Raw genomic sequence first — 13325 nt, 5'->3', positions numbered from 1 at the left:
AGACTAATCATGAAATATTTTAATATTCAATCAATATTTATCGGGTTGATAAGCTTAATGATTTTTTCATGTGAGGATGAATCATTAAAAGAACAGGTTTCTGTAACATTTGGGCCTGTTTACAACGCAACATTAAATGAAAGCACACCTGAGACAACAAATAGTAAGGTTGTTACTTTAAACTTCTCCAGAGTTATTGCTGCAGATGCTGCTGTAAATATCAATGTTGAAACAGATGCCCAATATGGCATTAATTACATCACTTATCCTCCAATGGTAGAAGATAACAAGCTAACATTGTTTGCCGAAAGAGGACAAAACACAGCTTCATTTACTGTAGTTTCATTATACGATGGTCAATATACCGGTGGAAATGACTTTTCATTCAAACTGGATCAATTCAATGGTGAATTCAAATCAGCTGCAGGAGAAGATTTTAAAATGAGCATTTATGATGCTGATACTCCTGAAAGATTAGCCCTGTATGACTTTAATGAATACGGAAACTATGAAGTACCAACTACACCATTTTCGGTAGAATTCACTCCTGGATATAAAACAGACCGTGGATGGCAAACCAGAGACTCATTTGGATTTGAGGATACTCCTGGTGTTCAGGCAAGTGCATTTGGAGGTGAGGCTGGTACTGATAATGCCTGGATGATTCTAAACCTTAATGAGGTAATCAATGAATCAACTTCACAACCGATTGACCCGTCATCTTTAAGTTCTTTGGTATTATCAATGATGGTAGAAAGCTACTTCAATGGAACTGGTGAGTTGCAATTAAAATATTCAACTGACTATTCAGGGTCAGGAAACCCTGAAAACTCAACTTGGATTACTGTTGATGAGTTTAGTCAAAACCTTCCAGAAAAAGGTTCGGGAGCTGCAAATGCACCGGATGGATACTGGAAAGAAGTATCAGCAGACCTATCTGATGCGGTTGGAAGTGAAAAACTATTTATTGCATTTCATTTTTTCAATGCATCAAGTTCAAATTCAGTTTCCTACACAATTGACAATTTAGAAATAAGAGGAGAATAAAATGAGCAGACTAAGTATATCAAAAATCTTGTTAAGCCTGACAATCATTTTAGGCTTCACTTCATGCGATGACGATCAACCATTTGATTTGACAACAAAAATTGGTTTTTCAACGCTTTCATTTGAAATCAATGAAGGAGAAAAAAAGGAGATCGAACTTTATGTGAATGATCAGAAAGATATAACAGGAAATGTATCTATTGAGGTTATTCCATTAAATAATAGTCTTGAATATGGAGTTGACTATGTAACAATTCCAGCTGCTGTAAATAATATTGTTACGATTAATTATTCCAAAGAAAACAATTCATTTGAATTTGTTAGTCTTGATAATTCAGTAGAAGAAAACAACAAGACATTCATTTTCAACATTCTTTCGGAGGGCACAGATTTCGAACTTGGTCAGGTTGGAGTGATATCCTCACAGATTCAAATCAAGGATAATGATCAGGCAACAGGTGCAATTTCAAAATTCTATGACTTTAATGACCAAACAGAAAAGTATGGTATCCCTGCTGAATTCTCTGAGGTTATTGTTGACGGTTTTAAAACAGACAGAGGCTGGGGATTAAGAGATTTTGGAGTCGATGGTTCGTGGGCAGTAAATGCTTCGGGATTTGGTGGAGATGCAGGAGAGGAAAATGCATGGTTAATTAACAATCCAATTCAATTATCAGGACAGACAAGTGCCAACATCAAATTCGATGTATTTAGTAATTTCTCAGGACCGGGAAGAATCAAAGTATTATACAGTACAGACTATTCTTCCGGAGCACCTGGCACAGCAAGCTGGACTGAAATTACTGATTATGATAATCAGGCTCCTGCCGTAGGATCAAAAGTATGGACTTCGATTAACCTAAATATTGAAGGAATTAGCGCAAGTAAATTTGTTGTAGCATTCCAATTTATCGAGGCAAAATCTGATGGATCATCATCATGGGTAATCGACAATTTATCAATTGAGCTAAACTAAATTTTTACCTAATAACCAAAACTAAAAATGCAGAAAATTAAATATTTAGTAATTCTGGTTCTGGCCATGACAGCATTGAATAGCTGTAAAGACGAAGAGCCTGTAGTAATTCCTGAAGTAGGTTTTAAATCAGCTTCTTCAGTTGTAATGGAAAACGTAAGCCAGGGGACTTTAGTAGAAATCAACTTCAGTACTGAAGCCCAGCAGTCAGGAACAATATTAGTAACATTAACTCCAGACGCTAATACTTCCGGAAGTGATTTTGTCACTACACCTTCATCTAGCAACGATGTTATTACCTTACCATTTGAAGCTGGTGCTACAAAAGTTTCATTTTTCGTAAAGCCTGTTGACAATGCTGATAGAAATGAAGACAAAACTATTTCCTTTGTTATAAGCTCAGATTCAGAAATGATTCAACTTGGCGAAACTTTGGAACACATTGTTACAATTAAGGACGATGAACCGGATATGACAATCTTAAACATTGCTGAGTTAAAGTCAATCTATGAAAGCAATACTGATAACGACTCAACATTTACTGAAGACTTATATACAGGTGGTATTGTAATTTCTACAAATGACAACATACAGAGCAAAAATGTTTTTATTCAGGATCACACTGGAGGAATTGTATTAAGATTTCAAGACAATAATACTTTAACTCAGGGAGATTCAGTTCTTGTAAACATAAACGGAGGGAGACTTTACGATTTTAATGGGTTAATTCAAATTTCAAACCTGAATCTCTCTCTTGCGGAATCAAAAGGAGCTGGAACTCTTCCCTCACCTGTTGTTATCACTATTGAGCAGCTTAACTCTAATGATTACCAAAGCACATTAGTAACAATTGAAAATGTATATTTCTCAAATCCGGATGGTTCAACAATTGCAGGTAACACTAAATTCTCAGACGGAAGTAATGAATCTGTATTAAGAGTTGAGAGTTATGCTCCGTTTAAGGAGATTGTAATACCAACAGGAAAAGGAACACTTTCTGGTATTGCCGGAATGTATAACTCAGCTCAACTTATACCAATTAAAGAGACTGACATCTTTGAAAGCAATGGTAATACTCAAATAATATTTACCGGAGTTGACAATGGTGCTTTGGCCGATTTCGGTACAATTACATCTGGTGAGTCATCGGATGCAGTTTCATTTACAATTGCAGCTACAGACCTGATAGGAGATGTTACACTATATGCTCCAAACAATTTCGAAATCTCACTTGACGGTGTGAACTTCTCATCTGAAATCACTCTTTCAATAGGAGAATTTGAAGCAGGTAATATTGAAATTTTTGTAAGGTTCACACCAGATTCCGGAGTTTCAGGATCTATTAGCGGAGAAATCTCTATTACTTCACCAGGTATGGAAAGTAAATCAATTAGCGTAAGTGGAACTGAAGATAACCCTGCTGCCGTTATTGCATATACATCATTTGAAGAAGGTTCTCTTGGTAAAATATATATCGATCAGGGAGATCAGGCTACAGACCATGATTTAACAAACTATGCTGATTCTGTAATGATGATTGAGTACGATGGTTCGGGTAACGAAATGGCATTTGATGCATTTTATTACAACACACAAGATGGAGTTGGATTAACAGATGGTGATTATGTAGGATTTACAGATTTTACTGGTGCAGTAGGAAGCTATGCAGAAGGAAACCAGGGATATCAATTAAGTGATACTGATGGAAAAGTTAAATTAACTTTTGAAACAGTGGACATCAGTTCGTATTCGAATGTAGACATTACCATGTCAGTATTCTTTAACAGTGACAGTTATGAAGCAACTGATTATTTAAAAGTTTATGTAATCACTAACGATGGTAATATTGAATTAATCAACACCGAAGGACAAGACATTGATGATCTAGGTCTTGAAGGTATGTGGACACTATTAAATGGCAATTTAAGTGGTAAAACTACTGCCCAATTGATAGTTGAATTCGAATCTAACAGTGGAAATGAAGCAGTATATCTTGATCAAATCGTGATTTCAGGATCTAATTAATAATAATTCAGTTTTTTATGTTCCCAAAAGCAGCCTTGATGGCTGCTTTTTTTATACAGCACCTTTTTTATATCATCACAATAGACTATTTTTGCAGTTCGTTTAACAAAACCATTAAATTTTATACAAATGGCATTAAAAAATTTTGAGACAGTATTCATCTTGAATCCCGTTTTATCTGAGTCTCAGATGAAGGATGCTGTCGCTAAATTCAAGAAAGTGATCACTGATGGTGGCGCTGAGATCGTCAATGACGAGAATTGGGGACTAAGAAAACTTGCTTATCCAATTCAGCACAAATCTACAGGTTTTTATCACCTATTTGAATTTAAAGCGGAGCCTTCTCTGATTGATGTATTGGAAACTGAGTACAGACGTGACGAAGCAGTTATGAGATTCTTAACTGTAAGTCTAGACAAGCATGCAATTGAATTCAACGAAAGAAGAAGAAAAGGAGAATTTAACAAGAAAAAAGAGGAGGCAGCACAATGACACTACAGAACGAACCTATCAACAGAGGGGAAAACAGAAAGAAATATTGCCGATTCAGAAAGCACGGCATTAAATATGTTGATTACAAAGACGCTAACTTCCTATTAAAGTTTGTGAATGAGCAAGGTAAAATTTTACCTCGTCGTATCACTGGTACTAGCGCTAAATATCAGAAAAAGGTATCTCAAGCTGTAAAGCGTGCTCGTCACCTTGCCTTATTACCTTATGTAACTGACTCATTGAAATAATCCAAAGTAATCAAGACAATGGAAATTATATTAAAGAAAGACATAAAAGGATTAGGGTACAAACACGACATAGTTGAAGTTAAGCCTGGTTATGGACGTAACTACCTTATTCCTCAAGGATATGCTGTTTTAGCAACAGATTCTAATAAAAGAATGATGAGCGAAATTGCTCGTCAAGCTGAACACAAGCAAGATAAGATTAAGCAAGATGCTGAAGCTATCGCTTCTAAACTAGAAGGTGTAGCTATCGAACTAGGTGCAAAAGCTGGTGAGTCTGGTAAAATCTTCGGAACTGTTACTACTCTTCAAATTGCTGATGCTCTTAAAGAGAAAGGTATTGAAGTAGACAGAAAGCAGATTTCAATCTCTTCTGAGGTTAAAAACCTTGGTGAGTACGAAGCTGAAATCGATCTTCACAGAGAGGTTAAGCAAACTGTTAAATTTACAGTTGTAGCTGAGTAAACCTACTCGAACATCATATTTAAAGCACTTCCAATTTGGAAGTGCTTTTTTATTTTATATCATATGCTGAGCGACATTTATTTGTGTAAATTCCCAAAATGAAGTTCAGAACCGAGATAAAAGCAAACAAAGAATCTTTTGAATTACAAGCAGGAGAAAACATCCTTTTAGCAGGATCATGTTTTGCTGAAAATATTGGCAAACGTCTTAAAGAAGCAGGGTTCCAGACTACAATAAACCCGATGGGCATTATTTTTAACCCTCTATCTCTGGCAAAAATATTTAACAATAGTTTATCTGAAGCTTTTCAAATTAACAATGAACACATAGTTGAAAGAGAATCACATTTCTTTAGTCTTGATTTTCATTCAAAACTATATGCTTCAGATCCTCAGAAATTGTTTTTTGAGATCACCAATAGTCTTTCGGAACTTAGACAGGCTCTGTATGAAGCGAAAACTATTTTCATAACATTCGGGACTGCATACGCTTATCGCTACCACCCTACTGATGATATCGTTGCAAATTGTCAGAAAATCCCTCAGTCCTACTTTACAAAATCACTATTATCGGTTCAGGAAATTGTAAAGGCATGGCATCAAACTATTGAAAACATCAAATTTATCAATCCCGAATGCCGAATTGTATTTACAGTAAGTCCTGTAAGACATATAAAAGATGGGTTTCATGAAAATCAACTGAGTAAATCCAGTCTCCTTTTGGCTGTTAATGACCTTGTTGAAAATCATGAAGATTGCACCTACTACCCTGCATATGAATTACTCCTTGATGATCTCCGTGATTATAGATTTTACGATGAAGACCTGATCCATCCTAATGATCTGGCTATTGAATACATAAGAGAGCATTTCTGGGATACATTTCTCTCAGAAAAAACTGTTCAATTAATTTCTAAATATGAGAAATTAAAGAGGAGACTTGACCACAGACCTCTTCAAAGAGGTGTAAAATATATTTCTTTTCTTAAAGAAACTAAAAACATGCTTTTAGTATTAAATGAGCAGTTTCCGGTTGACTCTCTTATTGATGATATAGATTATAAACTGAAGAAATATGAGCAGCGAGCACACTAATAGCCTCATTCATGAATCAAGCCCATATTTATTACAACATGCTCACAACCCGGTAAATTGGGTTCCTTGGGGTGATTCAGCATTTGAAAATGCAAAAAAAGAAAACAAACCCTTACTAATTAGTATTGGGTATAGTTCTTGTCATTGGTGTCATGTCATGGAAAGAGAATCTTTTGAGGACAAAGACATTGCTGACATGATGAATGAATGGTTTGTATGTGTTAAAGTTGACAGAGAAGAACGTCCTGATGTTGATCAGTTATACATGGAAGCCATACAAGCGATGGGAATTAGTGGTGGCTGGCCTCTTAATGTCTTTGTATTACCAGATGGAAGTCCATTTTATGGTGGTACATACTTCAGGCCAGATCAATGGATAAATGTGCTTAAGGGATTACATAATGGATTCAAAACTCAATATGATGACATAAAAAACGCTGCTGAAAGTTTAAAGGAAGCTTTGTCAGTATCACTTCCAAAAAAGCTCAATTTGCAGCAGAGCGATAAAATACCATCAATTGAAATTCTAAATTCAGGAATAGAAAAGTTACACTCATTATTTGATAATGATAATGGAGGATTAAAAGGAGCTCCTAAATTTCCAATGCCAGTGATATGGCGAACCTTAATTGCTAAAAACCTTATACAAGAAAAGACGGAAGAAAGATATGCCATAATAAATACTCTTAAAGGCATGGCTGCCGGAGGAATTTACGATCATATCGGCGGCGGATTTTCAAGATATAGTGTTGATGGTGAATGGTTTGCTCCTCATTTTGAAAAAATGGCATATGATAATGGTCAGCTTCTTTCTCTTTATAGTGAAGGTCAGCAACTCCTTGAAAATATCAACTTCAAACATGTAATAGATGAAACTGTAGAGTGGATTAAAACAGTTTTATTGAGTGATGAGGGAGGGTTTTATACCGCGACGGATGCCGATTCCGAAGGGATTGAAGGAAAGTACTTTACCTGGACTTATAATGAGCTAAAAAATGAGTTGAGTGATGAAGAATTGGAATTTGCAAAAAGTAATCTTGGAATTACTGAAAACGGAAACTGGGAAGATGGAGTAAATATCATTTATCAGAGTAAAGATAATGTCTTTCAAAATCATTCTGACAGTGATATTTTTAAGTCAATTAAATCAAAACTTTTAAATCTCAGGTCATTAAGAATTCCTCCCGGGCTTGATAACAAAATCCTTTTAAATCAAAATTGCCTGATAAATTCAGGGCTTATAAGTGCATATTTAATGTATCACGATGAGGCATATTATGAACTGGCACTTCGGAATTTGCATTTTATAAGAGAAAACTTATTATTATCCGACAAACTTATTCATTGTGTGGGTAAAGATACTGAAGCATTTGCTGATGGGTATGCCCTATATATTCAATTGCTAATTGATCATTATCAGGTTTCTCAAGAAGAACATTATTTAAATGAGGCTGCTCAATATCTTAGAAGGGCACTTAAAAATTTCTATGATTCTGATGAAGGCTTTTTCAGTTTCTCTTCAGAAGACCACAATTCGCCTGTGGCACAACAGTTTGAAATCTTTGACCAGGTTATACCTTCAAGCAATTCTATATTAGCTGAATGCATGTATAAGCTCGGAAGATATTTTGACCAAAATGACTGGTTAGATATTGCCAGAAAAATGGTTTCAAAAGTCAGCAAGCTAGTGGAAAGTGACTTGAGATATATGAGTAACTGGGGGAAATTAATTTTACATATGAATTTACCTCAAGTCGAGGTAGTAGTTACCGGAGAAGAATCAAAAGATATTATTCAAAAACTACAACAACCTTTTAATCCGTTTATTCTCTATATGTCAACAGAGAATAGCAGCTCGTCTCTTCCTCATTTTGAAGGACGCTTGACAGATACCACAACAAAAATATATATTTGCAGTGACCGGGTTTGTAAGACTCCGGTTACAAATACCGAAGAAGCTAAAATTCAATTGTCAACACTTTTTAAAAATCAGCTTGGACAGTAATCAACAAGATTTTCAGAATTCATTTGCAGAAGTAATTCTTCCGGTTCCAATTGGTAAATACTTTACTTACAGGATCCCCATAAGTTTGATCAATGATGTCAAGCCGGGTTGCAGAGTTCTGGTTCCATTCGGAAAAAGAAAAGTGATGACTGGCCTTATTGTTCATCTTCATAATAATCCACCACTAAAATATGAAGCAAAAACAATCATAGATTTACTCGATAAGCTACCAGTTGCAGAACCAATTCAATTCAGGTTTTTTGAATGGTTGGCTGATTATTATTTATGCTCAATTGGTGAGGTGATGCAAGCAGCAATTCCTTCAGGTTTGAAATTAAGTAGCGAATCTCAGATTCAATTGCACCCCGAATTTGACCTTGAGTCATATAATTCTCCGATATCTGAAAATGAACTATTAATTCTTGAAAATTTATCTAACGACAGAACTTTAACCTATACAGAGGTAAGTGAAATTCTGGGCAAGAAATCAATACACTCAGTGATTAAATCTCTTATTCAAAGAGAGGCAATTATCATTTTTGAAGAGGTTAAAGAAAAATACAAGCCAAAAAAACAGAAGCGTATCAGATTAAAAGCTCCATACAGTGGTGATACGGATGAGCTTGAAGATTTGGTCAACTCATTAAATAACAAAGAAAAACAACAAGCTATAATATTAAGATACCTTCAAAGAGTACCGGTATTCAAACTGGAAGAATTAAACCCCAGAGGTATTCTAAAAGCTGATATTACCAAAGACGAAGACCTAAGTACTTCTTCATTACAAACCCTGATCAAAAACGATGTATTTGAAGAATTTGAAGTAATTATTTCAAGGTTTGATTTTACTTCAAACCAGCAAACTGAAGAGCAGACCTTAAGTGAAGAGCAACAGCATGCCTTCGATCAAATTTTAAATGAATTTGAAGACAAACAGACAGTCTTGCTTCATGGCGTAACTGGAAGTGGTAAAACGGCAATCTATTCAAAGTTAATGCAACTGGCTATTGAATCTGACCGACAGGTGCTTTTCATGGTACCTGAGATTGCCCTTACAACTCAAATTGTCCAGAGACTAAAAAAGATATTTGGAAATAAATTAGGGGTCTATCATTCTCGCTTTTCAGATAACGAAAGAGTTGAAGTATGGCAAGGCGTCAAAAACAAGGCCTATAATATCATCGTTGGAGTTAGGTCTTCTATCTTTCTTCCATTCGATAACCTGGGTTTAATAATTGTTGATGAAGAACATGATTCATCATACAAGCAACATGATCCGGCACCTCGTTATCAGGGGCGGGACATGGCTCATATTCTGGGTAGATTCCATAATGCAAAAGTTTTATTAGGTTCTGCAACACCTTCAATTGAAAGTTATCATCATGCTAAAATTGGTAAATACGGTTTGGTTACCTTACTAAATCGTTATGGTGAGAGTCAAATGCCGGACATCGAATTGGTAGACCTGAGGGAAGCCAAGAAGAGAAAGCAAATGAAAGGTGATTTCAGCAATAAATTGCTGGAAAAAATTCAAGAGGTACTATCTAATAATGAGCAGGTAATAATTTTTCAAAACCGTAGAGGTTACGCACCCTATATTCAATGTGAAACATGCGGACATATCCCCAAATGTGAGCATTGTGATATCAGCCTGACATACCATCAATACAAGAAGGAGATGAGATGTCATTATTGTGGCTATACAGAACCACTTCCTATCGAATGCGATGCATGTGGCTCAAGAAAATTAAAAACTGTTAGCTACGGCACAGAGAAGCTTGAGGAAGACTTAAAATTATTCATACCTGAAGCCAGGGTTGGAAGAATGGATCTTGAAACCACCAGACGAAAACACAGTTATGAAAACATTATAAATGACTTTGATACCGGAGAAATAAATATCCTTGTTGGTACACAAATGGTCACTAAGGGGCTTGACTTTGACAAGGTGGGGCTTGTTGGTGTATTAGATGCAGACCGTATGATGTATTTTCCTGACTTAAGATCTTATGAAAGATCATTTCAGCTGTTATTACAAGTGAGTGGAAGAACTGGCCGTCGTGATAAAGTCGGGAAAGTTATGATACAAACAAGTATTCCCGAACACCAGATTTTGCATTGGGTACGAGATCATGAGTATGAAAATTTTTATTTCAATGAGATCAAGGAAAGGCATTCATTCATCTACCCTCCTTTTTCAAGGTTAATTTCGTTAACAATAAAAAATCAGGATAAGCTCGAAGCCATTCAAACAGCCGAGGCAATTGCATTTGCTTTGAAAAGAAAATATGGAGTGAAAGGCGGTATTTTAGGACCTCAGGAACCAATGGTTGGAAAAATCAGAAATCAATATCTGATGCAACTTATTATCAAAATTGACAGAAAGACAACCAACTTGGGCAAGATAAAACAAGATCTGGATGAAACAATCGCGGTTACACTTCAAGATAAAAACTTCAAACGTAGCCGCGTTGTTATTGATGTAGATCCGTATTAAAGTTTATTAATATCAACTACAGTAGTTTTAGACCAGTCATCATGCCATCCCTTTTCACCTAAAAAAGAAAACCCTTCAAATGGAACTAATCTAAATAATGTTCTGGCAAAAATCTCAACACCATCAGGTTTTCCACCTTTTTCTGAAACAACCTTCATGTTCATCATCATTTTAGCTGGAGTTCTACCAAATATACCTTCAAACAATAGGTAATAAGTAACAGTCCACCCTAACGAAATCAGGAAAAAAAACACATTATTCAGGTTAAGAAAAAAAGAACTTCCAGATAATGTAATTACAAATAATGCTCCATAAAAGCATAAAGATATAATTACTCTGTCAATAATATAACCTCCCAATCTTTTACCATGAGAAGATTTGGCTCTTTTAACAACCTCTTCTGAAATAATGTTTGTGGTTGGTGAATCAAGAATTTGTTCATTAAAATCCATAAAAAAAAATAGTTAAGTAGATAAAAAAAATTCCGGAATTATAAACCCCGGACAAATAAATAAGATTAAAATGAATTAATCAATAAAATGATTTAATTGATCATGATAAGTTTTAATCAAAACTTTTGTTGCTCTCCAATGAGCTGCCCTTAGCCTGAAGTTAACCGCACTTTGAGAGATATCAAGTATCTTGGCTATTTGTGACTGGGTTAATCCTTTAAGAGAAAACCAAACAGCCTCGGCGCCTTCATAAGACCAACCTTCTGTAATTGTATCTACCATTAAAGCCAAAGCCTTCCAGCTTATATTCATTTCTTTAAATGATGACCTAAGGGTAAAACTCTGAAACTTACTTAATTTATCCAGTTCGGTTCCTGCAAATCTAAATGCTTGTCCATCAGATTGAGATACTTCCTGAGCAAGATTTTCAATTAACCCGATACCAATGGACAATCTCATATCCAAATCTGGCAGGGAATAATATTTCCTTAGCATCTTCACCCTTGCTTTAAGGTATAAGGCTACCTCGAGTGCATATTCAGGGCTTATCATTACTTTGGTAAATGAATTTGACCTCTGAATCAGGAAATCTATATCCTTCTCGTAATCGCTATTTACCTCATCAAATATTTCTCTAAGTGAAGCATCAAAGTCTGATCGATTAGATGCATCAACTGATGGTGGATTTACAAGATCTCCGATAATTACTGCATGTATTTTACTTATATCTGTCACAAAACCCTCCTATTCCTTGATTACTCTATTAATTTAATCAAAAATCGAGATATAAGTTTATTGACTACTAATTTATTTTTATAAAAGCTGCTGGTGAAATAGCATCTACCCACAGCTTATACATCTTTCCTGAAGGGTGAAGTTTATCTGAAGCAGTTAATTCGGGATCAAATTCGGCTAATCTACTAATCCCTGTAATATCAACAAAAGTGACACCTTTTGATAAAGCTTGTCCCTTTGCATAAGAGTTATACTGATCTAGTTCTCTGGCAATTTTATCGCTATCACTATTTTCGGCAAAAGGTGTTACTCCATAATCAGGAATACTTACAACAATAACCTTTTCAGGGTCACCAGATGCAAATTCGATAGCCATATTCAACAACTCTGTAAATTCCTTTTCATATTGAGAAAATTCATAACCTCGGTACTGATTATTCACTCCTATTAATAAGGTGACAAATCCATAATCTTTAGTTGGGTTATCATTTTCTATGGCAGTTTTTAGTTCATCGGTAGTCCAACCTGTAACAGCTATAATTTTAGGATCATCAATTGAGCCTCCACGACTTCTTAATTCCGCAACGAGCTGATTTGGAAAATTCTTATCAGAGTCTACCGCCTCTCCGATAGTATAGCTATCGCCAAGAGCTAAATATTTAGTATTCATTGAAGGTTTGGGTTTTGAGGTTATTTGTTGTTGTTGAGCTTCGGTTTCACAGGAAAAAAACAAGAATGCTAATACGATAAATAAAAGATTTCTCATACTACTGAAGTTTCTTTGGTAATGTTTTACGGACACACTCATAAGAATGTCCGATAAGTTCTTTTAAAAAATCATCCCCGCACTCCTCTGTCAAATCAATGGTATTCCAATGCTTTTTATTCATATGATATCCGGGACGGATAAACGAATGTCTTTCTCTAAGTTCAACTGCCCATTCCGGATCACATTTTAAATTAATAGAGTTGAATTCAAAAATATCACTTAACACAAAAATCTTTCCATGTACTCGAAAGGCAAGTACTTTATCATCAAAAGGCATATCTTCTGAAGTATCCGGTAAGCTGAGGCAGTAATCTCTGAATTCTTCTACATTCATAAAACGTATCTTACGAATAAAATCACCATACAGACCAAAAACATAAGAATTGATATCTTATTAATTGTATGCATAGCTTTTATATTAAAATTTGAAGGACGGCTAGGGTCTTTTTTCCTGAAAAAATACCCTGCAACCTCTCCCATTTTAAAAAACTCTTTAAATCCGTTCTTTTTATCTTCCATAACC

General features: G+C 35.3%; 14 protein-coding genes. 9 read left to right on the top strand and 5 right to left on the bottom strand.

The window, feature by feature from the left end:
• Positions 1–9 precede the first annotated feature (9 nt).
• From HH304_RS19420 to priA, 9 genes are all read left to right on the top strand, one after another.
• Positions 10–1047: a hypothetical protein gene (locus tag HH304_RS19420; protein WP_169684952.1), complete on the top strand. Its 1038-nt coding sequence runs from the start codon at positions 10–12 to the stop codon at positions 1045–1047.
• Between the two features lies 1 nt (position 1048).
• Positions 1049–2023 (top strand): choice-of-anchor J domain-containing protein, encoded by a 975-nt coding sequence (locus HH304_RS19415; RefSeq protein WP_169684951.1) that lies wholly within the window; start codon positions 1049–1051, stop codon positions 2021–2023.
• Positions 2024–2050: 27 nt separating this feature from the next.
• A complete protein-coding gene (locus tag HH304_RS19410) occupies positions 2051–4048 on the top strand; it encodes a DUF5689 domain-containing protein (protein ID WP_169684950.1) in 1998 nt (665 codons plus the stop codon).
• A 129-nt stretch (positions 4049–4177) separates the two neighbouring features.
• Positions 4178–4540 carry a 30S ribosomal protein S6 gene (gene rpsF / locus HH304_RS19405; RefSeq protein ID WP_169684949.1) on the top strand — a complete coding sequence of 121 codons (363 nt, stop codon included), beginning with the start codon at positions 4178–4180 and terminating at the stop codon, positions 4538–4540.
• Positions 4537–4788 carry a 30S ribosomal protein S18 gene (gene rpsR / locus HH304_RS19400; RefSeq protein ID WP_169684948.1) on the top strand — a complete coding sequence of 84 codons (252 nt, stop codon included), beginning with the start codon at positions 4537–4539 and terminating at the stop codon, positions 4786–4788. Before rpsF ends, rpsR begins: the two co-directional genes overlap by 4 nt.
• A gap of 18 nt (positions 4789–4806) precedes the next feature.
• A complete protein-coding gene (gene rplI / locus HH304_RS19395; protein ID WP_169684947.1) occupies positions 4807–5250 on the top strand; it encodes a 50S ribosomal protein L9 in 444 nt (147 codons plus the stop codon).
• A 98-nt stretch (positions 5251–5348) separates the two neighbouring features.
• Complete coding sequence (locus tag HH304_RS19390; protein ID WP_169684946.1) at positions 5349–6344, top strand: GSCFA domain-containing protein; 996 nt, start codon at positions 5349–5351, stop codon at positions 6342–6344.
• Positions 6325–8349 carry a thioredoxin domain-containing protein gene (locus HH304_RS19385; RefSeq protein WP_169684945.1) on the top strand — a complete coding sequence of 675 codons (2025 nt, stop codon included), beginning with the start codon at positions 6325–6327 and terminating at the stop codon, positions 8347–8349. The genes HH304_RS19390 and HH304_RS19385 overlap by 20 nt, the downstream gene beginning before the upstream one ends.
• A complete protein-coding gene (gene priA / locus HH304_RS19380; RefSeq protein WP_169684944.1) occupies positions 8339–10846 on the top strand; it encodes a replication restart helicase PriA in 2508 nt (835 codons plus the stop codon). Before HH304_RS19385 ends, priA begins: the two co-directional genes overlap by 11 nt.
• Here priA and HH304_RS19375 read toward each other — a convergent pair.
• The 5 genes from HH304_RS19375 to HH304_RS19355 form a co-directional block, all read right to left on the bottom strand.
• Positions 10843–11298, bottom strand: a complete 456-nt coding sequence (locus tag HH304_RS19375) for an RDD family protein (RefSeq protein WP_169684943.1) — start codon at positions 11296–11298, stop codon at positions 10843–10845. The genes priA and HH304_RS19375 overlap by 4 nt on opposite strands.
• Positions 11299–11373: 75 nt before the next feature.
• Positions 11374–12033, bottom strand: coding sequence for a hypothetical protein (locus HH304_RS19370; RefSeq protein ID WP_169684942.1), 660 nt, complete (start codon positions 12031–12033; stop codon positions 11374–11376).
• A 67-nt stretch (positions 12034–12100) separates the two neighbouring features.
• Positions 12101–12799, bottom strand: a complete 699-nt coding sequence (locus HH304_RS19365) for an SGNH/GDSL hydrolase family protein (protein ID WP_169684941.1) — start codon at positions 12797–12799, stop codon at positions 12101–12103.
• Position 12800: 1 nt separating this feature from the next.
• Positions 12801–13136, bottom strand: a complete 336-nt coding sequence (locus HH304_RS19360; protein WP_169684940.1) for an MmcQ/YjbR family DNA-binding protein — start codon at positions 13134–13136, stop codon at positions 12801–12803.
• Entirely contained in the window at positions 13133–13321 is a 189-nt protein-coding gene (locus tag HH304_RS19355) for a DUF6728 family protein (RefSeq protein WP_169684939.1), read from the bottom strand. Before HH304_RS19355 ends, HH304_RS19360 begins: the two co-directional genes overlap by 4 nt.
• Between the last annotated feature and the right edge of the window lie 4 nt (positions 13322–13325).

It is taken from the genome of Marinigracilibium pacificum (assembly GCF_012926615.1).
GTDB lineage: Bacteria > Bacteroidota > Bacteroidia > Cytophagales > Cyclobacteriaceae > Mangrovivirga > Mangrovivirga pacifica.
This window is presented reverse-complemented; position numbering and strand designations above follow the sequence as displayed.

What these genes read in the sequence shown, in the direction of transcription:
- HH304_RS19420 (WP_169684952.1), top strand. Translation starts at nt 10, where the DNA reads ATGAAATATTTTAATATTCAATCAATATTTATCGGGTTGATAAGCTTA.
- HH304_RS19415 (WP_169684951.1), top strand. Translation starts at nt 1,049, where the DNA reads ATGAGCAGACTAAGTATATCAAAAATCTTGTTAAGCCTGACAATCATT.
- HH304_RS19410 (WP_169684950.1), top strand. Translation starts at nt 2,051, where the DNA reads ATGCAGAAAATTAAATATTTAGTAATTCTGGTTCTGGCCATGACAGCA.
- rpsF (WP_169684949.1), top strand. Translation starts at nt 4,178, where the DNA reads ATGGCATTAAAAAATTTTGAGACAGTATTCATCTTGAATCCCGTTTTA.
- rpsR (WP_169684948.1), top strand. Translation starts at nt 4,537, where the DNA reads ATGACACTACAGAACGAACCTATCAACAGAGGGGAAAACAGAAAGAAA.
- rplI (WP_169684947.1), top strand. Translation starts at nt 4,807, where the DNA reads ATGGAAATTATATTAAAGAAAGACATAAAAGGATTAGGGTACAAACAC.
- HH304_RS19390 (WP_169684946.1), top strand. Translation starts at nt 5,349, where the DNA reads ATGAAGTTCAGAACCGAGATAAAAGCAAACAAAGAATCTTTTGAATTA.
- HH304_RS19385 (WP_169684945.1), top strand. Translation starts at nt 6,325, where the DNA reads ATGAGCAGCGAGCACACTAATAGCCTCATTCATGAATCAAGCCCATAT.
- HH304_RS19375 (WP_169684943.1), bottom strand. Translation starts at nt 11,298, where the DNA reads ATGGATTTTAATGAACAAATTCTTGATTCACCAACCACAAACATTATT.
- HH304_RS19365 (WP_169684941.1), bottom strand. Translation starts at nt 12,799, where the DNA reads ATGAGAAATCTTTTATTTATCGTATTAGCATTCTTGTTTTTTTCCTGT.
- HH304_RS19360 (WP_169684940.1), bottom strand. Translation starts at nt 13,136, where the DNA reads ATGAATGTAGAAGAATTCAGAGATTACTGCCTCAGCTTACCGGATACT.
- HH304_RS19355 (WP_169684939.1), bottom strand. Translation starts at nt 13,321, where the DNA reads ATGGAAGATAAAAAGAACGGATTTAAAGAGTTTTTTAAAATGGGAGAG.